The organism is Granulicella aggregans (genome assembly GCF_014203275.1).
Taxonomy (GTDB): Bacteria; Acidobacteriota; Terriglobia; order Terriglobales; family Acidobacteriaceae; genus Edaphobacter.
The window spans coordinates 293,550-319,046 of sequence record NZ_JACHIP010000002.1 but is presented as its reverse complement, the minus strand read 5'-3'; the positions used below and the strand labels follow the sequence as shown (position 1 = coordinate 319,046).

25 protein-coding genes are annotated in these 25,497 nt (G+C 60.6%); 10 read left to right on the top strand and 15 right to left on the bottom strand.

The window, feature by feature from the left end; translation table 11 throughout:
* Positions 1-40: 40 nt before the first annotated feature.
* Genes HDF16_RS06810 through HDF16_RS06800 form a run of 3 tightly spaced genes read right to left on the bottom strand, consistent with a single transcriptional unit; the run spans position 41 to position 3,320 of the window.
* A complete protein-coding gene (locus HDF16_RS06810; protein WP_184214812.1) occupies positions 41-313 on the bottom strand; it encodes a type II toxin-antitoxin system YafQ family toxin in 273 nt (90 codons plus the stop codon).
* Positions 313-570 carry a type II toxin-antitoxin system RelB/DinJ family antitoxin gene (locus tag HDF16_RS06805; protein WP_184214810.1) on the bottom strand — a complete coding sequence of 86 codons (258 nt, stop codon included), beginning with the start codon at positions 568-570 and terminating at the stop codon, positions 313-315. The genes HDF16_RS06810 and HDF16_RS06805 overlap by 1 nt, the downstream gene beginning before the upstream one ends.
* Before the next feature lie 38 nt (positions 571-608).
* Positions 609-3,320 carry a DNA translocase FtsK gene (locus HDF16_RS06800; protein ID WP_184214808.1) on the bottom strand — a complete coding sequence of 904 codons (2,712 nt, stop codon included), beginning with the start codon at positions 3,318-3,320 and terminating at the stop codon, positions 609-611.
* A gap of 386 nt (positions 3,321-3,706) precedes the next feature.
* Here HDF16_RS06800 and HDF16_RS06795 point away from each other — a divergent pair, with 386 nt between their 5' ends.
* Both HDF16_RS06795 and HDF16_RS06790 read left to right on the top strand, forming a co-directional pair.
* On the top strand, positions 3,707-4,174 hold the full coding sequence (locus HDF16_RS06795; protein ID WP_184214806.1) for a PA2169 family four-helix-bundle protein: 468 nt from the start codon (positions 3,707-3,709) through the stop codon (positions 4,172-4,174).
* A 67-nt stretch (positions 4,175-4,241) separates the two neighbouring features.
* A complete protein-coding gene (locus tag HDF16_RS06790) occupies positions 4,242-4,595 on the top strand; it encodes a DoxX family protein (protein ID WP_184214804.1) in 354 nt (117 codons plus the stop codon).
* 180 nt (positions 4,596-4,775) lie between these two features.
* Here the strand turns inward: HDF16_RS06790 and HDF16_RS06785 are convergent, their stop codons facing one another.
* Positions 4,776-6,404, bottom strand: coding sequence for a hypothetical protein (locus HDF16_RS06785; protein WP_184214802.1), 1,629 nt, complete (start codon positions 6,402-6,404; stop codon positions 4,776-4,778).
* Positions 6,405-6,595: 191 nt separating this feature from the next.
* Complete coding sequence (locus HDF16_RS06780; RefSeq protein ID WP_184214800.1) at positions 6,596-7,138, bottom strand: YfiT family bacillithiol transferase; 543 nt, start codon at positions 7,136-7,138, stop codon at positions 6,596-6,598.
* A gap of 273 nt (positions 7,139-7,411) precedes the next feature.
* Here HDF16_RS06780 and HDF16_RS06775 point away from each other — a divergent pair, with 273 nt between their 5' ends.
* Positions 7,412-8,239, top strand: a complete 828-nt coding sequence (locus HDF16_RS06775; protein WP_348641258.1) for a glycoside hydrolase domain-containing protein — start codon at positions 7,412-7,414, stop codon at positions 8,237-8,239.
* 26 nt (positions 8,240-8,265) lie between these two features.
* Here HDF16_RS06775 and HDF16_RS06770 read toward each other — a convergent pair whose 3' ends face one another.
* The 4 genes from HDF16_RS06770 to hemE form a co-directional block, all read right to left on the bottom strand.
* Positions 8,266-8,454, bottom strand: a complete 189-nt coding sequence (locus HDF16_RS06770) for a hypothetical protein (protein WP_184214798.1) — start codon at positions 8,452-8,454, stop codon at positions 8,266-8,268.
* A 94-nt stretch (positions 8,455-8,548) separates the two neighbouring features.
* Positions 8,549-9,985 carry a protoporphyrinogen oxidase gene (gene hemG / locus HDF16_RS06765; RefSeq protein WP_184214796.1) on the bottom strand — a complete coding sequence of 479 codons (1,437 nt, stop codon included), beginning with the start codon at positions 9,983-9,985 and terminating at the stop codon, positions 8,549-8,551.
* A gap of 157 nt (positions 9,986-10,142) precedes the next feature.
* The gene (gene hemH, locus HDF16_RS06760) at positions 10,143-11,273 is read right to left on the bottom strand and encodes a ferrochelatase (RefSeq protein WP_184214794.1); all 1,131 of its coding nucleotides are present in this window, start codon (positions 11,271-11,273) and stop codon (positions 10,143-10,145) included.
* Positions 11,270-12,367 (bottom strand): uroporphyrinogen decarboxylase, encoded by a 1,098-nt coding sequence (gene hemE, locus HDF16_RS06755; protein ID WP_184214792.1) that lies wholly within the window; start codon positions 12,365-12,367, stop codon positions 11,270-11,272. The genes hemH and hemE overlap by 4 nt, the downstream gene beginning before the upstream one ends.
* A 171-nt stretch (positions 12,368-12,538) precedes the next feature.
* On the opposite strand from hemE, the gene HDF16_RS06750 reads away from it, so the two are divergent.
* On the top strand, positions 12,539-13,504 hold the full coding sequence (locus tag HDF16_RS06750) for a sugar phosphate isomerase/epimerase family protein (protein ID WP_184214790.1): 966 nt from the start codon (positions 12,539-12,541) through the stop codon (positions 13,502-13,504).
* Between the two features lie 28 nt (positions 13,505-13,532).
* On the opposite strand, the gene HDF16_RS06745 is transcribed toward HDF16_RS06750, so the two are convergent.
* The 3 genes from HDF16_RS06745 to rpmE all read right to left on the bottom strand — a co-directional run bounded on the left by HDF16_RS06745 (position 13,533) and on the right by rpmE (position 15,417).
* Positions 13,533-13,829, bottom strand: a complete 297-nt coding sequence (locus tag HDF16_RS06745) for a hypothetical protein (protein WP_184214788.1) — start codon at positions 13,827-13,829, stop codon at positions 13,533-13,535.
* Positions 13,829-15,109 carry a tRNA dihydrouridine synthase gene (locus HDF16_RS06740; RefSeq protein ID WP_184214786.1) on the bottom strand — a complete coding sequence of 427 codons (1,281 nt, stop codon included), beginning with the start codon at positions 15,107-15,109 and terminating at the stop codon, positions 13,829-13,831. Before HDF16_RS06740 ends, HDF16_RS06745 begins: the two co-directional genes overlap by 1 nt.
* Positions 15,110-15,177: 68 nt before the next feature.
* The gene (rpmE, locus tag HDF16_RS06735; protein ID WP_184214784.1) at positions 15,178-15,417 is read right to left on the bottom strand and encodes a 50S ribosomal protein L31; all 240 of its coding nucleotides are present in this window, start codon (positions 15,415-15,417) and stop codon (positions 15,178-15,180) included.
* A 366-nt stretch (positions 15,418-15,783) separates the two neighbouring features.
* Between rpmE and HDF16_RS06730 the strand changes: the two genes are divergently transcribed.
* Positions 15,784-17,049 carry an ankyrin repeat domain-containing protein gene (locus HDF16_RS06730; RefSeq protein ID WP_184214783.1) on the top strand — a complete coding sequence of 422 codons (1,266 nt, stop codon included), beginning with the start codon at positions 15,784-15,786 and terminating at the stop codon, positions 17,047-17,049.
* 103 nt (positions 17,050-17,152) lie between these two features.
* Positions 17,153-17,929 (top strand): ATP-binding protein, encoded by a 777-nt coding sequence (locus HDF16_RS06725; protein WP_348641257.1) that lies wholly within the window; start codon positions 17,153-17,155, stop codon positions 17,927-17,929.
* Between the two features lie 140 nt (positions 17,930-18,069).
* Here HDF16_RS06725 and HDF16_RS06720 read toward each other — a convergent pair whose 3' ends face one another.
* Positions 18,070-18,231 (bottom strand): hypothetical protein, encoded by a 162-nt coding sequence (locus tag HDF16_RS06720; protein WP_184214781.1) that lies wholly within the window; start codon positions 18,229-18,231, stop codon positions 18,070-18,072.
* 171 nt (positions 18,232-18,402) lie between these two features.
* Here HDF16_RS06720 and HDF16_RS06715 point away from each other — a divergent pair, with 171 nt between their 5' ends.
* A complete protein-coding gene (locus HDF16_RS06715; protein WP_184214779.1) occupies positions 18,403-18,954 on the top strand; it encodes a DUF2393 family protein in 552 nt (183 codons plus the stop codon).
* A 371-nt stretch (positions 18,955-19,325) separates the two neighbouring features.
* Positions 19,326-20,243, top strand: a complete 918-nt coding sequence (locus HDF16_RS06710; protein WP_246408820.1) for an OmpA family protein — start codon at positions 19,326-19,328, stop codon at positions 20,241-20,243.
* A gap of 375 nt (positions 20,244-20,618) precedes the next feature.
* Here HDF16_RS06710 and HDF16_RS06705 read toward each other — a convergent pair whose 3' ends face one another.
* On the bottom strand, positions 20,619-23,126 hold the full coding sequence (locus HDF16_RS06705; protein WP_184214777.1) for a sensor domain-containing protein: 2,508 nt from the start codon (positions 23,124-23,126) through the stop codon (positions 20,619-20,621).
* 473 nt (positions 23,127-23,599) lie between these two features.
* Between HDF16_RS06705 and HDF16_RS06700 the strand changes: the two genes are divergently transcribed.
* Positions 23,600-24,094 carry a thioredoxin family protein gene (locus HDF16_RS06700; RefSeq protein ID WP_184214775.1) on the top strand — a complete coding sequence of 165 codons (495 nt, stop codon included), beginning with the start codon at positions 23,600-23,602 and terminating at the stop codon, positions 24,092-24,094.
* A gap of 16 nt (positions 24,095-24,110) precedes the next feature.
* On the opposite strand, the gene HDF16_RS06695 is transcribed toward HDF16_RS06700, so the two are convergent.
* A complete protein-coding gene (locus HDF16_RS06695; protein ID WP_184214773.1) occupies positions 24,111-24,266 on the bottom strand; it encodes a hypothetical protein in 156 nt (51 codons plus the stop codon).
* An 85-nt stretch (positions 24,267-24,351) separates the two neighbouring features.
* Between HDF16_RS06695 and HDF16_RS06690 the strand changes: the two genes are divergently transcribed.
* The gene (locus HDF16_RS06690) at positions 24,352-25,422 is read left to right on the top strand and encodes a YihY/virulence factor BrkB family protein (protein ID WP_246408818.1); all 1,071 of its coding nucleotides are present in this window, start codon (positions 24,352-24,354) and stop codon (positions 25,420-25,422) included.
* The last annotated feature ends 75 nt before the right edge of the window (positions 25,423-25,497 follow it).

Below are 25,497 nucleotides of genomic sequence, written 5' to 3'. Positions count from 1 at the left end.
TGATTTATCGAAGCCGAATAGCAACAGCCTACAGGAGTTCCTAGTCGAACAGATCTGAATGCGTCCCGGTGCGCTCGAATCGAATGGTCGCTTCGTTCACATAGGCATAAATCAGCAACCAGTCCGGCTCGATGTGAGCATCGCGATAACCCACCCAGTTGTTTCTAAGAGGATGATCTTTGTACCGCGCGGGCAGAGGATTGTCTTCGATCAGCAATGACAGAAGCTCTTTGAGCTTTCCTACATCCTTGCCGCGCCTTTGCGCTCGTTTTACATCGCGCTTGAACTGAGAAGAGTACTCAGGCGTTCGCATCAGATGCCAAGCTGGGCAAACAAATCCTTGGCATCCTTCGCCCGATGAACTCCCTCACCGCGAGCACTCTTCAGCAGAGTTTCCCGGGTCAGCTCATTCGGCGTAAGTTCGAACGGAAGCTTGCCTTCGTTCGCGACGTGGGTGAGAACGATCCGCATCACGTCCGACACGCTCAGTCCCATCGTGTCGAGCACAACGCTGGCCTGTTCCTTCACCTCGACACTGACGCTTGAGCGAACTATGACATTCCCGGCCATGAGGAAAGTGTATTCCACATGGCCGGGACACGCATACCCTACCGCGCAGCCGCCTCAATCTCCGCAAGCCAATCCGCCGACTTCAAGATCTCCCGCGGCTTCGATCCATCCGCCGGCCCCACCAGCCCATCGTTCTCCATCATGTCGATCAAATGCGCAGCCCGTCCATACCCAATCCGCAACCGTCTTTGCAGCAGGGAAGTGCTCGCCTTACCAAACTCAAACACCAGCCGCATCGCATCTTCGTAGAGCTCGTCGTTGTCCTCGCCGCCGCTCATGTCATCAATCTCTCGGCCCTTATCGTCCTTCGGCCCTTCGAGGAAGCCGTGCACATACTCGGCCTCGCCCTGCGCCTTCCAGAACGCCGTGACCGCGGCGATCTCCTTCTCCGTAACAAACGGAGCATGAACCCGCTGCACCCTGCTAGTCCCCGGCGGCAGATACAACATATCGCCGCGCCCCAGCAGGCTCTCCGCACCATTGCTGTCGATGATCGTCCGTGAGTCCACCTTCGTCGCCAGCCGGAAGCTCATACGCGTAGGCACATTGGCCTTGATCAACCCGGTAATGACATCCACACTAGGCCGCTGCGTAGCCAATACAAGATGGATCCCGACCGCACGCGCCATCTGTGCCAGCCGAGTAATCGACTCCTCAACATTCGCCCGATCGAGCATCATCAAGTCCGCAAGCTCATCGATGATGATGATGATGTAAGGCAGCGGCTCCTGATTAACATCCTCAAACAGGTACTCGCTGCCATGATCGAACAGCTTGTTGAACTGGTCTATATTCCTTACGTGGTTGGCCGCCAACAGCTTCAGCCGCCGCTCCATCTCACGCACAGCATTCTTCAGCGCATTCGCAGCCAGCTTCGCCTCGGTAATGATCGGCGTAAACAGGTGCGGGATGCCTTCATACATGCCAAGCTCAACCCGCTTCGGGTCGACGAGAATCATCCTCACCTGCTCGGGCGTCGACTTGAACAGCACGCTCATAATCATCGCGTTGATGGCCACGGACTTACCTGAACCTGTAGACCCCGCGATCAGCACATGCGGCATCGCCGCCAGGTCCGCCGTCACAATCCGTCCGTTGATGTCCTTGCCCAGCGCAATCGCCAGCTTGCTCTTCGACTGTGCGAATGACTCGCACTCCACCACATCCCGCAGCCAGATCGTCTCCCGCTCATGGTTCGGCACCTGTATGCCTACAGTCGACTTGCCCGGCATCCGCTCAATCAAAATCGACTCCGCCGCCATCGCCAAACAAAGATCATCGGCCAGCCCCGTCACCCGCGCATACTTCACGCCCGCATCCGGCCGGAACTCGAACGTCGTCACCACCGGCCCGGGATTGATCTGCGTCACCTGTCCATCGACGCCGAACTCGGCACACTTCTCCACCAGTACCTTCGCTTCATCCCGCAGAGCATCTTCTCTCACTACAGCGTGGTCTTCACTCTGGAAGAGCAGCGTAGAAGGCGGCAGCTTATACCCGCGCACAGACTTCGGCGTAATCACCACCGCCACCTGGTCCGCGTCCGCCCGCTTCCCAAACGAAATCTGCCCCGGCATCTGCGCTAACGGCATCGGCATCGGCATCGGCTCTGGCTCCGGATACGGTGTCGCCATCGGCCTTGGCATCTCCACCAGATTTCCCGCCCGCGAAGCCGACACCTCCGCCCCAATCAACTCATCCAGGGCCCAAGGTGCCGGTGCACTGTCCGGCAGATCGAACGCCTCTTCCCGGAACAGAGGTGCCGAAGCCGCAGCCAGTGCCTCCGCATAAGGAGCCGCAGCCGCTGCAGCCGTCCCCAAAGCAGTCGCGGGAGGAGCGTCTACGTCCATCCGCGGCATCTTCTGCCACATCGAAGCCGGAGCCGGGACCACCATCGGCTCCTCTTCCTGTGCCATCATCGAAAGCTCGTTCTTCCGCGCCTTCCGCCTGCCCCACCAACCAAACAGCCCACCCAACAAACTCGTGCTCGGCTCGCTCTCGTCTGCGGCCAAAGCATCCGCCATCTCCGCAGGCGACTTCTTCCGCGCCTTCTCCTCGGCCTTGCGCGCCCGTTCGATCGCCCGCTCGCGCTTGCTCTCATAGGCTCCAATAATCTCTTCCGCCTCAGCGTCGGACTTCGCCCGCTTCCGGCTCTCCCACCACTCCCGAATCCGCTGCACAAAGCTGAACCGAGCCGCCATCCACTCGCTGGCCGTGTTGAACGTGAACGTCGTCGCCAGGTACAGCGACAGCGCCACCATCAACGTCAGCACGATTACCGCTCCCGGCAGGTTCAGGTACTTCACCATCGCGTCCGCAAGAATCCGCCCGGTTACACCCTCAAGCGGCAGCGAGTGCATCCACAAAACATGTCCCGGAATCAACCCGATCGCTGCGGGCGCAAACACCACCCAAAGCGCCAGACCAATCCCCTTCGCTAGTCCCGATCCCGCAGGCATCGACCGCATCCAGCTAATCCCCAGTCGCACCAGCACCAGCGGCAGCAGAAACACTGCCACGCCCATGATCTGCAGCGCGGAGTCAGACACCCACGCCCCCACCAATCCCGTCCAGTTATGCGCAGGTCTCCCGGTCACATAACTTCCCACCGTGTTGAACGAGGGATCAGACGCGGTATAGCTGACCAGCGCCAGCAGCAGCAGCGCCGCCGAGACCAGCACCATCATGCCCAGAATCTCATTGACCCTGCGATTTCGAGTTGGAGCGAGAACAAACCGGAGCGTCTTCAAGCGTTTGACCTACTTCGTTCGAGCGTTGGCCACCAGGCCGCGTCGTCCGGGGTGCAACTCTGGCAGGTACCGTCAATTATTCCAGCTACCGGCGAGTAAAGGGCGAAGATCCACCCGCCACGTACCTCCCTGCGTACCCTCGCAAGCCGCGCGTTCATCTCCGCCCATTCCACCAAATAAAATCCACAAGCAAACCCCACACCACCCACCGCATCTAGATACCCATACTCGCTGCCATGCGCGATAGACCGCACGGCAGTCCTTATCAAGCGTCGCGCAGGGGAACGGGTTTTCGCCATTTCCTCCGCTTGCCGCCGGTCACGGAGAATGGCCCACAACCGGCGGACCCTGCCACGCAACTCAAAAGTTCCGAAGGGAAAACAATCATGGCTGAATCGATCAACAATGAAGAAGTAATCAAGGTCCTCAAAAACGTCATCAACTCCCTCGAAGATGGCCAAAAGGGCTTCACCGATCTCGCCGAACATCTCCAGGACCCTCACCTCAAGCAGTTCTTCGTAGCCGAGGCGCTCAAGCGCGCCAGCTTCCGCGGCGACCTAGAGACCGAACTCCACCACGCAGGCGTCCATGACGTGAAGGAGACCGGCACCGTGGCCGGAGCACTCCATCGCACTTGGGGCAACGTGAAGCTCAGCGTCGTCAAGGGTGACCACGAAGTCCTCTCCACCGCCGAGCAGGGTGAAGACGTAGCCAAGAAGGCTTACGCCGACGCCCTTGAACAACCGCTCCCTCTCCCAATCAAGCAACTCCTCATCACCCAACAGGAGCACATCATCGCCTCGCACGACCACGTCCGCGACCACCGCGACGCGCTCGCCCTGGCTGCAAAGTAATTGAAGTAGGACCCTCTCCAATGCAGTAAAGTCACGGGTAGCGGATCGTCTCCGCTACCCGTTCCCTATGTTCTTCCGAATCCTCTTAGCAATCCTCTTCATCGCCGCCGGCTCCCTCCACTTCCTGCTTCCGCAAACCTACATTCGCATCATGCCGCCCTACATCCCAGCCCACGAGATGTTGGTGCACATCAGCGGCCTCTGCGAGATCCTCGGTGGCCTCGGCCTCCTCTTCCACCCACCCATCCGCACACTCGCCGCCTGGGGACTCGTAGCTCTCCTCATCGCCGTGATGCCCGCCAACATCTACATGGCCACGGATCACGCTAGCTATCCGTCGATGCCTGTGTGGGCGCTCTACCTCCGCCTCCCCCTGCAACTCCCGCTTATCTGGTGGGCATGGCTCTACACGCGCCGCTAACCAATGCGGAGCTCAGCAAAAGAAGAAACCGTCATCCTAAGCGCAGCGCGGAGTCGAAGGACCCCGAGCGAACCCATATCACCCCTGCCATCCGAACCCTTCAGCCACAAATCGGGTACCTATATCTGGCAGTTTCATCGCCAGATATAGGAGCGGTGCCCTAAACGTCGGAGCTGCGCCTCAAACCTCCCCGCCATAAACTCCCCTCGCCCCATCCGAACTCCGCTTCTTCCAGACCACTTTGATCTCCTGCCGCCACCGCTCATCGATCGCCACCAGCGTCCACTCCACTCTCGGCGAAAAATACCGCAACACCGTCTCCGTAGCCGGATGAATCCGCAAAGCCGGAGCCACTAAAAACAACCTCGGCGCAGAAGCCGCTAGCCTCACGCCCCCAAAATATCCGTTCCTCTGAAACTCCCCCAACCCCGTCACCGGATCAGGATTCTCCAGATGATGCGCCCGCACCCTCACCCAGTAATCCAGCCCCTGCAGCGCCAGATGCAAATCCTCCTCCGCCTTCAACTCGATCACCGCCAGCCGCCCGTCCGCCGTCACTCCTAGCAGGTCCAGCATCCCCCGATCCGCCGCCGCAAACGCCGGCACCTGCGTATAAACATGCGCCGGATCAAGCCCCGCATCGATCGGCTCAACATTCCTCCGCAGCACACTCTCCAGCCACCGCTCCGGAGCCATCCTGTACAGCACATCTCGAGTGCTCCCCATCGCACTCCTTCGCGCAAAAAGCCTCTCCACCAGCTCTCTCAGCTCCGTCTCGTTCTCCTCCGTCAGCGGAGTCTCATTCGCTCCCGCGCCAAACGTAATCTCCTCCACCCGGTTAAAGCCCTGCCCCGCATAGCCCATCCGCGCCCGTGCAAACTCCAGCCCATGGATCAGGAACGCCATCTCCCCGCCGCTACGCACCCGCATCTCCACCACGCCCCGCATCCCCTGCGGCACCAGCCCCAGCACCTTCTTGGCCGCGTCGCCAAACCGCTCCAGCGCGGACTCTTCATTAGGAGCATGAAGCAGCCGCGTCACCAGATTCCCAAAGTCCCCCGCCTCTCGCGACGCAAGCTCGTCTGCCTCCTCATCGAAGACGTATAGCTCCCACTTCGCCACCGCAGGATTTAGCCACGCCAACCGCGACAGCGTCAGCGCCTCCATCGCCTTCGGCACGATGACACGAAGCCCTTGGAACAGCCGTCGCCCACCCGCGCCCTCGCGGCACTGCGCCAGCCAAAGAATCCCCGGCGTCATCACGCCATCCACCGTCGCCTGCGTCTCTTCCTTGTTGACCCCAATCACCGCCCAAGCCTGCGTGCCTTTGACCTGCACGCCACGCGCATAGGCCGGCCCGAAGCTCTTCTCCAGATCCATCGAGGTACGAAATCCATCCGGATTCCAGTCTGGAAACTCGCGCAGCAGCGCCTTCTCCAAGCGCCGCATATACCTCAGCCGTGTACTCTCTCTTGTTGAAGGCGTCCTTCGATCCTTATCTGCCACCAGCTCCAGCATCTGCGGCTTGGTCTGCCCAAACCGCATCGTGCTCAGCCGTAGCGACGCCTTGCGCGGGGCCGCATCCACCACCCGCCGAACAAGATTGCGCTCCTCATCCCACATATGCAACGAGCACCGCCCATGCTCGCTCCCCACCGTGTACTTCGCGGTCCGCATATCGAACAGCGGCCGCCCATCCTCCAGCAGCACCGCCGCCGGATGCTCAGCCAGAAACGCCTCCAGCGCCCCAGCTACCTGGCGCGCCGTCTGCTCTTTTTGCCCGGGGGAAATCTCAGCTCCGGCGTTCATCGCACGAGCATACCCTTTTGTTTGTCATTCCCGAAGGGAATCTACGTTTCTTCTCCTCGCCGCGACATCCTGGGTGCCCTACATCTCGTTTCTGAGATGTGGGACGTATAACGCCGGGGTGCCCCATCCATGGCTCGCCTTTGGCCATGGGTGGGACGTAAGACGGTGACTCCGCGCATCAACCACGAAATTTACCAGCCCTCCCGCCGCCGCAACTCCGTCACGTGCGCCGTATGGTGCAAACTATGCCACTGATACAAAAGCGTAGCCGCCGCCACACTCGAAGGCCCCCGCTCCGGATGCCGGACCTCCCGCTGCCACTGCGCCTCATCGAGCGACCGCAACATCACCACCCACCGCGCATGAACCCCATCCAGAATCCCTAGCGGCACCTCAATCGGCCCCTTCGAATCCGCAAGCTCCGCCCATGCCTTCTCGTCGTACCCCGTGATCAAAGGCGACTCCTCCGTCAGCGCCAACCGCACCCGGATGAACGCATTCATATGGCTGTCTGCGACATGATGCACAAGCTGCCGCACCATCCATCCACCCTCGCGATAAGGCGTATCGATCTGCGCCTCCGAAAGCCCAGCCACCGCCGCCCGCATAGTCTTCGGCAGCCCTTCAATCGTCGCAATCGCAGCCGCAATCTCCGCAGATCCGATCACCTCCGGCATCACACACTGCCCAACCGGATACCGTGGATCAACCACTGCATCAACACTCGTCGCCATAAGAATTCTCCTCCCAGAAAATCGTCACCCCGACCGGAGCATCACGGCCATATCGTGATGCGACGTGGAGAGACCTCCACATTTCGCTTTGTTCTCGTTTCACTATGCTCCAACATCAAAAGAGCCGTCATCCTGAGCGAAGTTTGGCGCGCACTTTGCGCCAAACGCAGTCGAAGGACCCCGAGACCGCTTACTCCACCCAACCCCTCGACCTTTCAGCCACGGCATCACGAGGTAGACCTGCAACAAAGCGTCTGCCGGTATTCTATCCACGTGCCCCGCCTCCCGCGCTCCATCCTCGCCCTCGTCATTCTCTCGCTCGCGGCCCACGCCCAGATCCCCAAAACCTACATCGGCTTCGACCGCAACGTCTACCCCGGCGACACCGCACTCCCTGCGCTCCGCCGCCACTTCGACTTCACCAGCTTCTGGCTCACCAACCCCCCAGGCTCCAACCGCAACACCTGGACTGGCAAACGTGCCATCCTCGCCGCACAAGGCTTCGGCTTCCTTGCCCTCGCCAACGGTCGCACCGAATCCCAAATTAAAGCCGGTCTCACCACACCAGCCGCCCAGGGCCAAAAAGACGCCACCACCGCCGCCGCATCCGCCCAACGAGAAGGCTTTCCACCCCACACCCTCATCTTCCTCGACCAGGAAGAAGGTGGCCGCCTCACCCCCGAACAATCCGACTACCTCTTCGCCTGGACCGAGACCCTCGCCGCCACCGGCTTTCGTCCCGGCACCTACATCAGCGGTCAGCCCGTCCCCGACGGCCCCGGCCAAACCATCACCACCGCGCAGGACATCCAGCAGCAGGTCGCCGCCCGGCACCTCCATCCCATCACTCTCTGGGTCTATCAGGACACCTGCCCACCTTCAAACGGCTGCGTCCTCACACCTCCGCCTCTAGCCTCCAGCGGAACTCCCTCCGCCGAAGTCTGGCAGTACGCCCAATCCCCCCGCCGCCGCGCCAACACCGCCGCCTGCGCCAAGACCTACGCCCCCGATAACAACTGCTACGCTCCCGACCCGGCCATCGGCCACCTCATCCTAGACCTCAACGTAGCCGCCACTCCCGACCCCTCGCACGGTCGATAACCAGCCAGGGGAAGGGAAGCGCAGCCTTACTTCCTCACTTCTTCCAACAGCTTCTCGGAGTGCCGGTGCGCCTCCGCAGAGTGTTCCTGCGCCTGCTTCGAAAGTTCATGCGCGCTCAGATGATCGCCCTTCCCATGAGCAACTGCTGCGGCCTCATGGGCATGTGCGGCAAGATTGTGTAATTCGGCGACTCGGTTATGCGTGCTCTGGGTCATATGTTTGTTCTCCCACGCTATTAGACGCCATCCGGCAAACGTCGTGCCCCATTCATCGCAGCCTTATCGCGATAAGTGGGACCACCACCCATGTCTATCCCGCGACCTCGACAGCCGCCGACCGGGCATCCCTCACCAGATCCGGCAGCCCCACCCCACGATACCCATTCCCCAGCAACCAGATCCCACCCATCGCCTCCACCTGGCGAAACAACTCCGCCATCCGCTCCAGATGCCCCACCCCATATTGCGGCAAAGCCCTCGGCCATCGACGCACCACCGTCAGCACCGGCGAAGGCAACTTCCCCAGCACCCGCTTCAACTCCGTCATAGCCAGCCCAGCAATCTCCTCATCACTGGCACTCAGCAGCCCATCCGCCGCCACCCCACCAAAGAAAGCCCGCACCAGTCGCCCACCCTCCGGCACCCGCGACGGATACTTCTGATCCACAAACGTCCCCGCCAGCAAACGGTTCTCTTTCGACCCCGGCGGCACGAGAAACCCAAACCCCTGTGGCAGATTCACAGCCTCCGTAAACGCAAACGCCGCCACCACCGCCGACGTCGCCTCAATCTCCATCAACTCCGCCGCCCGCGCATCGGTAGCTCGCAACAACTCCCGTGCCACATCCACCGGAGCAGCCATCATCACCGCATCGAACTGTTCCGTCCCGATAACCGTCGAAACTACCCACCCATCGCCCGCCTTTGCAACTCCTGTGACGGGGCACCCCAACCTCACCCACCCCGCCGGAATCCCCTCGACCATCCGCTCCACCAGCGCCCCACTCCCACCCCGCAAAGAAGTAAAAAGCGCCGCGCTTTCCGCTAACTCGCTAATTAGCGCTTTCGCTCCTCCGCTAACTCGCTGACTAGCGAACTCGCTCCTTCGCTCCATCCCCAGCACCAGACTTCCAAACTCCCGCTCCAGCTTTACAAACGGAGCCATCACTGCCCGCACACTCAGCTTCGTCACATCGCCGCCAAATACCCCACCCAGCAGCGGCGCACCAATCTTCTCCAGCACCTCCATCCCGAAGTGCCGCGCCACAAAGCTGGCCACGCTCTCATCCGCATCAGGAGCGCCCGCCTTCAACTCCTCCGCCCGTCCCACCTCCGCACGAAACGCCGCCTTCGCTTCGGCGGAGAACAGCGGTGAAGCATCGATCCCATCCAGCGCCGCCAGCCCCTTCGGCACCATCATCCGCATGCCGTCCGGCATCATCACCAGCTCGCCGTCCTGCAGCACATAAGTCTTCCGCGTAGCGTCGTTCGACGAGATAATCTCAGCCCTAAGCCCCAGCTCCTCAGCAAGCTCCCGAGCCCAGGGCTTATCTGTCACCCACCCATCCGGCCCACACTCAATCACAAATTCATCGCACCGCACGGTCTCAACAATGCCACCAAGTCGCCCGGAAGCCTCGAACAGCACCACCTCAACCGCCGCCCCGTCAGCCGCAAGCCTCGCAAGCTGCCAAGCCGCCGTCACCCCGGCAACCCCACCACCAACAATCGCAACCCGCCTAGCCAAAGTACATCTCCCACCACCAACAAGAAACCGTCATCCTGAGCGGAGTTTGGCGCGCACTTTGCGCCAAACGCAGTCGAAGGAACCCCGAAGGGTTCCATCGTGCCACAACCGTCCGAGCCTTCCTACCCGCGAACGAAGCGGCGGCTGTAGCCAACCGCTAAACCGTCACAACCTCATCCACAGTAGCCGGATACTCCCCACTCACGACCTCTTCCAGAGCCTGTACCAACAGCGGAGAAGCATTCAAACTCTCCGCCCGCCACAGCAGCAACCCGAGGTCTTTCGCCATCTCGCGAAACGCGATATCGATGTCGTAAAGAATCTCCACGTGGTCGCAAAGGAACCCCACCGGCTGCATCACCACGCCCACTTCGCCCTGAGCCTTCAGCGCCTTCAGCGTGTCTTCAACCGTTGGCCCAATCCAGGGCCCTCCGCTGATCCCCTGGCTCTGGAACGCAAAGTACCAGTCCTTCTCCGTCATCCCGACAGCCTTCATCCGCTCCGCCACGGCCAGCGCCGTAGCCTTCGCCTCCACCGGGTAAGGGTCGGGCGATTCCTGCTCCGGCGTCCCCGGTCTCGCTCCCGCGACGGAAGCCGCACCCGTCATAATCGTTCGGCAGGGAACCGAGTGCGCCGTGAACAGCACCGGCACCTTCCTTTCTGTAATTGCGCAAGCCTCCGCCCACGTCGGCCAAAGCTTGTCCGCAAACGCCCGCGCCAGCGTGGGATTCTCCGCCCACCCCGCCACAAACGTCATCTCCATCCCTTCGGCAGCAGCCACTACCGCCTTGCGATACAGCCCCACACTCGTCCGCGAGTTCTGCGGAGCAAGGCACACCGCCTTGAACCGCTTCACCCCATCCGCCCGCATCTGCGCCACCGTGTCCGCGATGTACGGATGCCAGTTCCGCATCCCTACATACACCTTGGTATTCGGCCCGGCATAGTTAAGCGCCTGTTCCAGCAGGAACCCCTGTGTCAGCGTCCACTTCGTCAGCGGAGGAGCCTCTTCACCGGGCGTCTCCTTCAGTCCAATCTCGCCATAGCGATGCTGCAGCTCCTCGACCACCTCCTGCGGCAGCGCCCGCCCACCCGTCACCTTACTCAGGTACTCGGCCATCTCGCTGAGAACGTCCGGCGTTCCATGCGCCAGCAGAAGCACGGCATCATGCGGCTGGGCCGGCTCTAACTCCAGCACAGGCTCCTCAACCAACAGCGGAGCTTCACTTTCCTGCTGTAACGGTTCCTCTTCGACCTGCTCGACGGGGAGAATCGACTCGTCACTCATCGCTGCTTGTACTCCTTCACCAACTCCACCACGCGAATCACATTCTCTACCGGCGTGCCCGGTACGATGCCGTGCCCCAGATTGAAGATGTGCCCTGGCCTGCCGCCGGCTGCGTCCAGAACCTCCCGCACCCTCCGCTCCAGTACATCCTGTGGAGCAAACAATGTAATCGGGTCGAGATTTCCCTGCACGCCGCAGCCTTCGCCAACAGACTTCCAACCCACTTCCAGCGGCACCCGCCAATCCAGCCCAATCACATCCGCGCCGGTCTCCCGCATCGTGCCCAGCAGGGAAGCCGTATCCACACCAAAGTAGATCACCGGCACGCCAAACGCCTTCACCCGCTCGACCAGCTCCTTCGTCCACGGCAGACAGTACTCGCGGAAGTCCGTGACCGACAGTGCGCCAGCCCAGCTATCGAAGATCTGGATCACGTCCGCGCCGCCCTCGACCTGCTGTTTCGCAAATGCAACCAAAACAGTTACAAGCTTCTCCATCAACATCGGCCAAGCCACCGAATCCGAGTACATCAGCTTCTTCGTCTCGATGTAGTTCCGCGAAGACCCGCCCTCAATCATGTAGCTCGCCAGCGTAAACGGAGCTCCGCAGAACCCGATGATCCCCAGCGTGTCCCCATCCGCCCGTGGCCCGGCAAAGTGCTTCGCCACCTTCTCAATCGACTTCGCGACATACCCAAGCTCATCCGCGCGATCCGTCCGGAGCGCCTGCACATGCTCCAGCGACCGCACCGGCGTATTTACCTGCGGCCCTTCGCCAGCGACAAACTCAAAGTCCAACCCCATCGGCGTAAACGGCAGCAGCAGGTCCGCGAAGATAATCGCCGCATCCACTCCCAGCCGCTCCGCTGCTGTAATCGTTACCTCGGACGCAATCTCCGGCGTCCGGCAGATGTCGAGCAGGCTGTGATGCTTCCGCACCGCCATGTACTCCGGCATATACCGCCCCGCCTGCCGCAAAAACCAAACCGGCGTTCGATCCACCGGCTGTCGCAGACAAGCCCGCACAAACCGGCTGCTCCCAGCCTCAACCACCAACGTATCCTCATTCGCTACAGCCAATGCCTCGTCACTCAAAGCTCAAATCTCCCAATATCGATCACTTTGAGCCTAGCATCCGCCGCCTTCGACCTACACTCTGTTCAACAAAACACCACTCCGAAAAGGGCCAGCCCCTGCTGTATAAAGTGGATCGGCACCGCTCTGGGGAGCGCTTAGACTGATCAAGTCTGTTGAGAGGACGTTGCGATGAAGTTAGGGCTTTTTACACCGCTATTTGCCAAGCTGTCGTTTGTGGATCTGCTCAAAGAACTAAAGCTATACCCGGAGATTACGGCGCTTGAAATTGGCTGCGGCGGATGGCCCGGCGCGAGCCATATCAATCCTGCGGAGCTGTTGGCGAGTGCAGCTGCGGCGAAGGAGTATCGGGTAAAGCTGGCGGATGCAGGGCTGACCATCAGCGCGCTTTCGTGCCATGGAAACCCAGTGCATCCAGACCCGGCGATTGCACGGCGAGAGGATGAGACGTTCAAGCAGACGGTACGACTGGCCGAGGCACTTGAGGTGCCGGTAGTGGTCACATTTTCAGGCTGCCCTGGGGCGAGCGCCGACGATAAGACTCCTAATTGGATTACGGCCGCATGGCCGCCGGAGTTTGCTCAGGGACTCGAGTGGCAATGGAGCGAGCGCTTGGTTCCATACTGGATCGCAGCCGAGAAGATGGCGGCAGCGGCGGGAGTGAAAATAGCGCTCGAAGCGCATCCAGGGTTCTGTGTCTACAATCCGGAGACCCTGCTGAAACTGCGATCTGCCACCGGCAAATCGCTTGGCATCAATCTCGATCCCAGTCATCTCTGGTGGCAACAGATTGATATTCCTGAAGCGATTGCGGAGCTAGGCGATGCGATCTTCCACTTTCATGCGAAGGATGTGGCGGTGAACCCTGCGCGTGTCGGAGTAAACGGAGTGCTTGATACAAAGAGCTACACACAGCTGCGGGAACGCTCCTGGCTCTTCCGCAGCGTGGGCTGGGGTCACAGCGAAATTGAGTGGAAAAAGATTGCTTCGGCGCTCCGGTTAGTGGGATACGACTACGTGATGAGCATCGAGCATGAGGATGCGCTGATGTCGACGCATGAGGGGCTGAGTTCTGCGATAGGGATGTTGTCTCGCGTCCTGATGAAGGAAGAGGCTGTGGAAGCCTGGTGGGTATGAAACGCCTGATAAGCGAGAAAGAACCGCGCTAAACCTCCGGCGATTCGGCGGCCACTTTTCCCCGCGAGCTAAGCAGCCAAAGGACAACCATCGTTCCGCAGAACCCCACCGCAGCCACACCCAGTCCAGCGACCACCGCCGCTGTCATCGCCCCCAGCAAGCTCTCGCCGCCAGCCGGAGTCGCCCGCCGCAGATACCCCGCCATCACAAAAAACGCCGTTGGAAAGCCAACAGCAAACCCCGCCACTCCCACCAGCAGCGAAATCGCCGTCCGCTTCAACCATCCGTCTTCCGTCTTAGGATTCTTCCGCCACCGAACCTGCATCAGGCGATCATCGCTTCAGGTTCGTGAACGGCCTCGAGCCCCGAATCGTTATGAGGAGTTGCATTCGCCCGCCCCTCAAAAAACTCCTCGATCGACCCCAGCACCGCGGCCCCGTTCTTCGCCTCGAAGATCGACTTCCTCAGCCCCGACCCTCCCGGAACCCCATGCGTGAACCAGCTCGCGAACTGCTTCATCTTGCCCACACAATCGCGATTCCGCTGCTCACGAGCCACCTGCCCCGAGGCCGTAATCGCCTCGGCCCGAGCCGCCTCCGCGCGCTCCTCGATCGCAATCTCATCCACCAGCATCTCGAAGTAAGTCCGAATCATCCGGTACCGGTCGGCATCGGTCGGAACCTCATAGCTCCCAACCCCGGTAGCCTCCTTGGTAGCCGTGTACTGCGCGATCTGCCGAAAGATCCAGGGATTCGCCGGTGCCGCCCGCCCAATCATCACCGCATCGCAGTGTGTCGCATCCACCATCGCCGCCGCATCTTCAGGCGTGCGAATATCCCCATTCCCAATCACCGGGATCGTCACCGCATCCTTCACCGCGGCGATGTACTCCCACCGGGCCTGCCCGGTATACCCATCCTCACGCGTCCGAGCATGAAGCGCGACAGCGTTCAGCCCACAGTCCTCCGCCATCTTCGCTAATTCCACGCAGACGATGTGGTGGTCATTCCATCCCATCCGAAACTTGACGGTGAAGGGAATCGACACTGCCGCCCGTACGCGTTTGAAGATCACCTCGATCAGAGGCAGATCCCGCAACAGTCCCGACCCACCGTTACAAGCGACTACCCGCTTTGCCGGACACCCCAGGTTCAGGTCCACAAGATCAAATCCTGCATCCTGGCATATCCGCGCCGAATCAGCCAGCGTCTCCGGGTTCGACCCAAAGATCTGCGCCGAGATCGGATGCTCATCGTCGTAGTAAGTCAGATATCGCTTCCGCTTCGTCTCCCGCATCCGCGAGAGCCCATCAGCCGAAGTAAACTCCGTCATAATCAGCCCGCACCCCGACTGCTGATTCGAAGTCACCGCCTCAACACCGTCAGCTGTAAGCCCCGCAGAACCGTCCGCCGAAAACATGCTGGCGTTCTTGATAAACCGCCGAAACACGGTATCGGTCACACCCGCCATCGGCGCCAGCACCGTCGCCGGCGCGATCTCCACCCCACCAATATTGAACCGGGCAGGCACGCGCGTATGCTCCGGCATCGCATGCTCCGCCGGATCGTCCCACCGCTTCTGCTCCAATGTGTAACGCTTCTTCATATCCTCAACTCTGCAAACAAAAGGCCTCCGCGCAAAGCGGAGGCCTTTCGGGTTATATCGCCTCCGCCTTACTTCGCGGCAGCAGTCTCGGCCTTGCCCGCGTCCGACTTCGCGAACTTCCGGCGGAACCGCTCCACACGGCCTGCCGTGTCGATCAGCTTCTGCTTGCCGGTAAAGAACGGGTGGCAAGCCGAGCAGATTTCGAGCACGATATCGCCCTTGTGGGTCGACCGCGTTTGAAAGATCGATCCACAAGCGCACTTCACGTTGATTTCGTTATACGACGGATGAATCCCTTGCTTTGGCATACTAAATTCCTTTTCTTATCTCGATTGGCCTTCCGGAATCGCGGTTCGCTTGCAAACGGTGCGGTCACGTTCACATCGAAGGCCTGTCGCGAATCCAGTGACGCCCCGCTTTGCAGGGCAATCAGGCACTTTCATTAGTGTATCTAAAGAATCTGATTCGCCAAAGCAGAATTCGATTCGAGCTGCCACTTGTGTGCTGCTTCCAGGCCGGCCGGAAACGGAGATACACTGTTTCCGGCGCACAGGGCGCCACCCGTCCGCGGAAGGGACCGAGTCCACCTGTGAAGTTTGAAATCGAAGGTTCTCACGAACTCCTTCAGCCCCCGAGTAGCGGACCCAGGGGCACGCAGCTTTAGGAGGTCGTCCATGCCCGCCCGCCACTTTCCTGTTCGCCCCAGTCTCGACCAACTCCGCCGCCAGGCCAAAGATCTGCTTCGCGCCTATCGCGCAGGCGACTCCGCCGCAATTGCAGACTTCGCCGAGTTCGGCAGCCCTCTCGTAGGCCCCACCACAGTCAAACTCGCCGACGCCCAGTTCGTCCTAGCCCGCAGCTACGGCCTCCCCAGCTGGCCCCGCCTTGTCACCGCCTGCCGCATGACCGTTGCCCTCTGGCGCGGCGACCTCGAAACCGTCCGCTCCCTCGTCCTCCGCGATCCCAGGCTCCTTACGGAAGACGCCCGCGGAGTCACCGGCAACTGGGGGCCTCCCCTCTCCTACGCCGCCAACCTCGGCCAGGACGCCATCATCGAGATGCTCCGCGGCCTCGGCGCTACTGACCTCCAGCAGGCCTTCAACCGCGCCTGCCTCCAGGGGCAGGTCGAAACCGCCCGCAAGCTCCACGCCATGATGGGCAGCCCCACCCCGGCTGACGGCTGCCTCGTCGACCCCGCTTACACGCTCAACGCCGATGGCACCCAGTTTCTCCTCGAGATCGGCGCCCGCGTCTACGACGACAACGGCCATCGCCTCGCCCCCGTCCACATGGTCCTCGAAACCGATAGCCGCAACCCCGCCGCCCGCCACCGCATCCTCGATCTCTACGAGCAGTACGGCTTCAAACTCCCCGACACGCCCCTCATGGCCATCTTTCGTGGCCGCGTCGACCTCCTCGAAGCCCACCTCCGCCGCGACCCCGGCCTCGTCACCCGCACCTTCACCCACGAGGAGGTCTACCCTCCCGAACTCGGCTGTGGCGACGAGGTGAACGCGACCCACGGAACACCCCTGGCCGGAGCCACCCTCCTCCACCTCTGCGCCGACTACGACGAGCTCGAAACCGCCCGCCTCCTCCTCGACCACGGCATGAACCCCGACCAGCCCGCTGCCATCGACGCCGACGGCTTCGGAGGCCACACCCCACTCTTCTCCACAGTCGTATCTCAGCCAAATTTCTGGATAAATCACCACGGCCACCCCTCCGACGCACCCTTCACCCGGCTTCTGCTCGAACGTGGAGCGAACCCGAACGCCCGCGCCTCGCTGCGCAAACAACTCCATCCCGGCTATGAAATAGAAGGCACGCATGAATACCGGGATGTCACTCCTCTTGCTTGGGGACAGAGATTCATCCACCAGAAGCTCGTCGATCCCGCAGCCCTGCGTCTCATCGCCGAGCGCGGCGGCCACACTTAGCCAGCGAAAGGCCAGCAGATTTCAGCTTCATGCCGCGCTATGCACAGATGCCGAACGATTCGCACAGCTAACCCTGGTCTGCCACCCTGCGATACTGGAACTCGTGCCTGAAATCTGTCCCATCTGCGATGGCCTCGGCCTCCACATCACCCGCCGCCCCGACGGCAGCCAGTTCGCCGAACCCTGCCCCTTCCGCCTCGTCCAGCGCGGACAGCGCATGATCTCCCGCGCCCAGATTCCCAAACGCTACGAACACTGCACCTTGGAGAGCTTCGAGCCCGGCTTCGGCCGCGCCGTGAACAAAACGTTTGAAGCCGCCCACCTCGTAGCCCGCAGGTTCGTCGAAAACTACTCTCCCTCTGACAAGACCGGAACCGGCCTGCTCCTCACCGGCTCAATCGGCGTCGGCAAGACCCACCTTGCCGTCGGCATTCTGCAATCCCTCGTCGCCGAGCGCGGCGCCACCGGCCTCTTCTACGATTACCGCGACCTCCTCAAGCAGGTCCAGAACAGCTACAACCGCCAAGTCAACGAAACGGAGCTGGAAATCTTGAAGCCGGTTTTTGAAGCCGAGGTCCTCGTCCTCGACGAACTCGGCGCATCGAAGCCAACCGACTGGGTATGGGACACCGTCGCCCATATCCTCAACACCCGCTACAACGACCGCCGCACCACCATCATCACCACCAATTACGGCAATCTTCCCCCGCTGGGTTCCGAGGGAGGGCAGGGAAGCGCCGTCCGCAACGCCGTCCGTGAAGAGACCCTTGGAGACCGCATCGGCGAACGCATGCGCTCACGCCTGCAGGAGATGTGTGTTGTCGTAGAGATGCACGGTGAAGACTTCCGCCAGAAGGTCAAACGCGCCAGCTTCGCCTGACAGCTAGCTTTTGCATAAGGCGTCATCGTGAGCGTAGCGCGAAGCCGAAGGATCCCGAGCGATCCAACCTTGCCGCGGTCGCTCGAACCTTTCAGCCGGGCGCTTAGGGTTGCCACCTGCATGACTCGCGAAGCCGAGCCTCAACACACCGTCATCATCAGTAGCAGCGCCACTCCCGCCGCCGCAACCTTATAAGCCACATTCGGGCACAGGAGCAGCGAAGCCGCCTTCCTCTCAGAACGCGCTACGAGATGAATTCCATGGTGGGCAAGTGAGGCATGCGGCAGATGCGAAGCGGACATTGGTCAGTTCTCCAGTGAAGCTCTGTGCGGACACCTCCCTCATCGGCGGCCTCTTCCGCAACTTGAGCCGATCATGGCGCTCAGCGTCCATCTGCCACCATGACGATTGTGTTAGCCGCTCCTTCCCGCCACTACGCATGCCCTTACGGCAGCGGTATAAAATCTCCCCTGATGAGCGATCCCCGCAAACAGCCCGACGCCCCCACGGAAGAAAGCATCTTCTCCGCTCCCCCAGAAGAGCCGTCGCACCGCGGCCTCATCCTCGGCATCGTCTGCTTCGCCGTCATCGCCATCCTCGCCGGCATCTTCCTCCCCCGTGGTCAGGACAAAGCTCCGGCCAAAGCAGCCAACACCATCGTCCAGGCCGACGCCTACGCGAAATCTCTCGCCTTCTCCGGCCTCGCCATGAGCCAGTCCACCAGCCTCTCCGGCCAGACCTCTACCTTCCTCGACGGTCACATCAAGAACACCGGCACCTCCACCCTCACCGGCGCCACCCTGCAAGTCATCTTCCGCAACGATGTCGGCCTCGCCCCCACCGTCGAATCCCTCCCGCTCTCCCTCATCCGCACCCGCCAGCCCTACGTCGACACCGAACCCGTCAGCGCCGAGCCCATAAAGCCTGGCCAGGAAGCCGACTTCCGGCTCATCTTCGAGTCCATCCCGGAGAACTGGAACCAGCAGATGCCAGAAGTCTCTGTCGTCCACACGACACTGCAGTAACTTACGGGCAGCTATCGCTTCGAAAGCCTCTCAACTCGCGTGGATTTACTAATAAATATCGGCCATAGGCTACATTCATCGCTTGAAGATGACTTCTCCCTCGGGTACTTTCTTGCCACCCACCGGAAGAAATTTCCGGTTCTTCTTTCATCGGCCCTACGTCGCTCTCGGGCCGCTCTCGAAAAGTGTCGTAACTCGCTGAAAAAGCGAGAGGCGCAATTTTGCAGGAATGGCCACCCGCTTGCATTGATCCCAAGTCGAAAGAGATGTGCAGCGATTTCGCCGAAGATTTCCAAATGCACGCAGGCTTGAAATTCAGCATCACATCCTCCAGTAACGCGCACCAGATCACGACCTGGGAGTAAACAAAAATGACGAAGATGACATCAATCTATGCAGGTAAATTTTCAGTTTTAGTCCTTGGCGCCTCGCTGGCGACCTCGGCCTTTGCTCAGTCGGGCACCACGGACGGAGTTGCTCAGCCCTCCTCCACTCTCCCCGCCGCACAGACCACCAAACAGACCGATGCAAATGATTCTTCCACCTACGCGACGGGTAAGCCGCTCGCTGGTCAATCCAAGGAAGGCTTCTGGGGACACGTGAACCCCTTCGCTCGGAAGAAGTGGGTAAATCGGCAGGTTGATCCCATCAAGGATCGCGCCAATGAGCTAGACCAGCTTCAATCCAAGAACGCTAATGACATCCGCGACGTCGACTCCCGTGCGACCGCCGGCATCAATAAGGCACAGAACTCCGCGAGCCTCGCAGACCAGCACGCAGCCGATGCCCGCAATCGCGCCGATCACGCCCAGGGACTCGCATCCGACGCCAGCAACCGCACCAATGCTTTGAATGGAACGGTCAGCAACCTTGACCAATATCAGACTGTCACCGCCGCTCCGGTTGCTTTTGTCTCAGGCCGCACCACTCTCGGCCCCAAGGCCAAGGCGCAACTCGATGACATAGCTACCAAGTTGAATGGCGAAAAGGGCTACATCATCGAAGTCCAGGGCTACAGCCGCTCCGGTGTTCAAACCTCGCAGGCGATGGCTGACTCAGTTGTTCGCTACCTCGTAACCGAGCACCAGGTTCCTGTCTATCGGATTTACCGCACCGGTCTCGGAAAGAACACCCAGAAGCCGACAGACGGAGAGAAGCCCCTCACCAACGGCGTGATGGTTAGCCTGATGCACAACAGCCTCGCCACCATGACCCCCACCACTGCTTACGCTGCTCCCGCTTCCAGCCTTCAGACGACCGGAACCAGCAACGTAGACGGAAACCAGTAGTTCCCATATCGGGATAAGGGCGAATGATCAGCGTCAAGCGAATCATTCGTCCTCCCCGAGAGATCTTAAGATAGCAGGACGCAGCCATACAAAGAGCGCGCTTGCGACAGACTCTCCTAACCAGAGAGAACCAAGGCAGATTGGCCCCTCGCCCGAGGGGCCGTTTTTTTTGTTTTGCAAGAATCAATGAAGCAAAGGGAAAATCGTCATCTCGCCCGGAGCGAAGCCCAAACCAAAAAAAGTCATCTCAACCGGACTCTGAGCCTGTCGAAGGGCAGCGGAGAGCCCCCCGCATTTCTCTTCACAGCCCAAAATCTGTGCCCTATTCATCGCGGCTCTATCGCGATGAGTGGGTTTGCCACAAACAACCCACCACTACCCGATCGCCAGCGGCCTCATACTCCCATCCGAGGTCGGCCGAATGAACTCAATTTTCTCCTCCGCCGCAATCGCCACAGCAGCCCGCTCCCCTGAAGGATCGCTCAAGTTCATCCGCTCAATCCCCGGAACCGCTTCGACAAACTTCTCAGGCGAAAGCGGTCTTGCAAAGAAATAACCCTGCGCCTGGTCGCACCGCCGACGAAGCAGGAACTTCAACTGGTCACGCGTCTCCACGCCCTCGGCGATCACCTTCACTCCCAGCCCGTGCGACATCGCAATCACGGTCCGCACCACCGATGCCGCATTCACATCCGACGCTGCCTGCCTTACAAAGCTCTGATCGATCTTCAGCCGGTCCACTTGATACTGCAGCAGATAGTTGAAGTTACAGAATCCCGTTCCAAAGTCGTCGATCGAAAGCCCCACACCCAGATCGCGAATCATCTGCAGCGTCTTCATGTTGGCGGATGAATTGATCATCAGCGTGTTCTCGATGATCTCGATCTCAAGGTCGTTCGGGTGCAGCCCGCTCTCATCCAGCGACTCTTCAATCGTCCGCAACAGCTTCGCCTGCGCAAACTGGTGCGGAGACAGGTTCACCGAAAGCGAAACCCGCCGCCCCAGCTTCTCCTGGATCCACTTCGCTTCCTGGCACGACTTCCGCATCAACCACATGCCAAACTCCGGCAGAATGCCAATCTTCTCGGCCATCGGAATAAAGTGTGCCGGGGAGACCAGCCCGAACTTCGGATGCCTCCAGCGCAGCAGCGCCTCCATGCCAATCACCTTGCCGCTCGGCAATGCCACCTGCGGCTGATACTCCATGAACAACTCGCCCCGGTCCATCGCCTGGCGCAGAGCGCCTTCCATCGACAGCCGTGAGTAAGCATCCTCCAGCATCTTCGGCGCAAACATCGCCATGCGGTGCCGCCCCGCCTCTTTCGCCCAGAACATCGCGGTCTCGCTCCGCCTCAGCAACGATTCGGTGTCCGAAGCCAGATCCGGATAAACGCAGATTCCAATGCTAGACGTCACGTTGATCGCGTGGCCGCTCACCATATACGGGGAGGAGATCGTCCGCAGCAGTTGCTCTGCGCAAAACTCAATGTTCGTAAGATCCGTGTGGTCCGGCAGGAGGACGATGAACTCATCGCCCCCGATCCGCGCAACCGTATCCGAGATCCGCACCTTGCCGATTAGCCGGTTCGCCGCCGTCGTCAGAATCTCGTCGCCAACCGGATGTCCCAGCGCGTCATTGATCCGCTTGAAGTTGTCGACATCCATCGTCAACACCGCAACCTTTGTCCCCGCCCGCTTGCTCCGCTTGATCGCCTGCGTGATTCGGTCTTCCAGAAGACTCTTGCTCACCAGCCCGGTCAAGTCGTCATACAATCCACCCGCCGCCGGGTCTGTCTCCACATGCTTCCGCTTGCTCGAGTCGTGAGCGATGGCGATCATCCCGGTGCGCTCGCCCGTCGGTCCTGTCAAAATCTTCAACGCCAGGCTCACCGGCATCCGCGTTCCGTCCCGGCGGATGAACGTCCAGTCCTGCTCAGGAAGCGTGTGCGATCCCGGATTCTTGCCTACAACCACCTTGCTCATCAGAGCCGAAGGGCTGCTCATTCGCTCCGTCGGCGAGGAGATCAGGTCGATCCCCTGCAGCATCACTCCATCCTGCTCGCTGCGTTGAATCGCCCTTTGCTGCAGCTCTTGCGGATCGTGCAACAGAAGAATCGATGCCGTCCCAATCATCTCCTGGCTGTTGTAGCCCGTCAGTTGTTCCGCCTCGATGTTCATCGCGGTGATCATCCCGGCGCCATCGGTCGCGATGATGCTGAAGGGAGCCTGCTCAAAGATGTGTTCGCTGAACTCCGATACGCTCTGGAATCGGTCTTGGACGGCCTTGAACTCGGTCAGGTCAGTGCTAGAGATTGCCACCCCATCGCCCAGTTGCACTACATGGTGACGCAGCCACTTGATCTTGGCGCCGACGGATAACACCGGTAGCTCCACCGTCAGCGAAGCTCCGGTCTCCACCACCTCGAAGTACCGCTCAATCTGCCCTTGCTCGAAGAATCTGCCAAAGTGCTCGAGGCAGCTTGCCCCGGTAAGACTGCCATCTTTGACCTGGAGCCGCCGCTCACCCTCGGCGTTCACATAGCGGAAGCTGAAGTCCCGGATCGCACCCTTGCTGTCGCGCACGCTGTCGAGAATGTAGAAGGCGTCCCGCGAGGCCTCTGCCGCCGCCTGGAATCTCCGCCGTTCCTCGTTCAGTCGTTCCACGTCGGCTGTCCGGAACGTGCTGGCCTTTTTCCGCTGGACTCCCAGCATCGCGAGGCTTCCCGTGCCGAGACCGCCCAGCAGCATCCCGAGATTACGCGCAAGCTCCTGCGTCGAAATCCCTGCCAGCAGAAACGCGCCTGTGGCACGATATCCAGCAGCCGATTGCCACGGTCTAGTCGTCAGCAGATCCCATGCAGCAGAGCTGATATGAGGCCCCAAGAAACTCTCCCGCTAATGAATTTGCGCTGCCACTTCGGTCGCCCGTTGTCAAACGTTACCATTTGCCGTACACATTCCTAGTTACTTAAGTGGCATCTTCGGCTACACATTATGTGTCCATTAATGAATCAGCAACCCACTCCCCACAAGCCTTGCCCCACTCATCGTGCTTCTATTGCGATCAGTGGGCAGCCCCCCAAACATTCGGCATGACATCATCCCCGACTCGTGCGGAGCGCATTCGAGTATCTCTCGCCTGTCGCTGATAGCCTGCACCCGTAACCGCATCTCCGTCAAGACTTCCCGCCAAATTGCCCCCGTCTTACCTGCCTCGCGGAGGGCTCTGAAAGCCATCATTTTGCATCGCGCCCTGTATTCATGCATCCTTTACAGGTGCGTCGCCAAGGCTTGAAAGCCGAAGTCGGCGTCAGGATCACACGCCTCGCGGCGACGATCCAAAGGATGGTCTACAAGTGAAACTCTCGAACGTCTTCCGTAACCTCGCTCTCTTTTCCGTTGCCGTCCTTACGCTCTCTCTGGCGTCGCCTCAGATTCAGGCTCAGGTGCCCTTCGTCAAGAAACACATCTACTCCGAGACCGCAGACCCCAAAGCCGACATCGCCACCGCCCTTGCTCAAGCGAAGAAAGAGCACAAGCGCGTCCTCCTCGACTTCGGCGGCGACTGGTGCGGCGACTGCCAGGTCCTCGACATCTACTTCCACCAGGCTCCCAACGAAGCTCTTCTTGAAAAGAACTTCGTGCTCGTCCACGTCTGGATCGGCCACATCGACAAGAACCTCGACATTCCGGAGAAGTACGGCGTCGCCATTAAGAAGGGCGTTCCCGCACTCGCTGTAGTCTCCGCCAAAGGGGACCCCATCTTTGCCCAGAAGACCGGCGAGTTCGAAAACATGCGCAACATGAACCCCGAATCCGTCACCAGCTTCCTCGAAAAGTGGAAGCAGTAACGCTCCGGCTCGACCTCTAAGAAAACATCGTCTCGACCGAAGCCTCTCGCAGTTCCATTGCGAGAGGCGTAGTGGAGACCCCCGCATTTCCTTCCGGTCGCGCGACGAACCCATGTGCCCCATTCATCGCGCTCTTGTCCTTCGCGATGAGTGGGACATTCGTGCGAAGCACCAACCGCCTTTTCTGCACGAGCCCCAAAATCTTCACCTTCCCTCGCCGCCCATCTCCGCATATCCTGAAAGCTCCGAGGAGGAAGATGGCCCTGAACTCCACTCCGTCTTCAATGGAAACTCCGGTGACGGTAGCCCCACAGCATCCGCCCGGCACCCTCCGCACCGCCGTGTCCCTCGCACCGGCCCGGATGATGCACTTTCTCGGCCTGCTCCGCCGCACCTTCGTCGGCTTTCTCGCTCACGACTGCCTCCATCTCGCCCAGGCTGCGGCCTACTCGGCCCTGGTCGCCCTCTTTCCCACGCTCATCGTCTCCGCCGCCGTCGTCGCCCTGCTCCCGGACGCCGCCCCGCTCCGCTTCCAGGCAGCGCTCTTCTTCGACCGCGTCCTCCCTTACGACGTCAGCCCCATTCTCGATGGCTACTTCCAGAACGGCCAGGAGACGATCCACTCCACGCGTGCCCTCGTTCTCGCCGGAATCGTCTCCCTCATTGGTGCCTCCAGCGTTATCGTCACCCTCATGGAGGGCTTCCGCCGTGCCTTTAACCTGCCCGGGGACCGGTGGAGCTTCTGGGGACGTCGCTGGCGCTCTGTCGCCCTCGTCTTTATCGCTCTCGTCCCGCTCTTCATCGCGAGCGTGCTGGTAATCTTTGGCCACTTTGTCTCCAGTTGGATCTCCGCCAATATCGGCGACTCCGCCCGCACCCTCATCCTCGTCACCGCATTCCTGGTCCGCTGGACCGTCGCCCTCATCTCCAGCGTCTTCGTGATCGCGATCACCTATCACATGGGCACTCCGCCTGCGGGCCTCGCCGTCATGGAAGAAGACAACCGCCACGATCACCTCTGGGGCTCGGTCCGCACCGTTCGCGCCATGAGCACCATGGAACGTTCCTGGACCCGCACCCTCCCCGGCGCAACCCTGGCCACCGCCATGTGGTTCCTCACCACCCTCGTCTTCGGCTGGTACGTCACCCGCTTCGCCAACTACTCGGAGGTCTATGGCTCGCTCGGCGCAGGTGTAGCCCTCCTCTTCTGGCTCTACATCATCTCGCTCAGCGTCCTCGCCGGCGCGGAGTTCAACGCCCAGCTCTATCCCGCCTACTGCAACGCTCCCTCTTTAGAACCGCAGATCCCGCGAGAACCCTCCGCCTAGCGTTCCTCCAACCACCCATCGACCGCGCTGTCATCGCACAGACGCGATTCCCCAGTTAGAATTGCCTTCGACGGC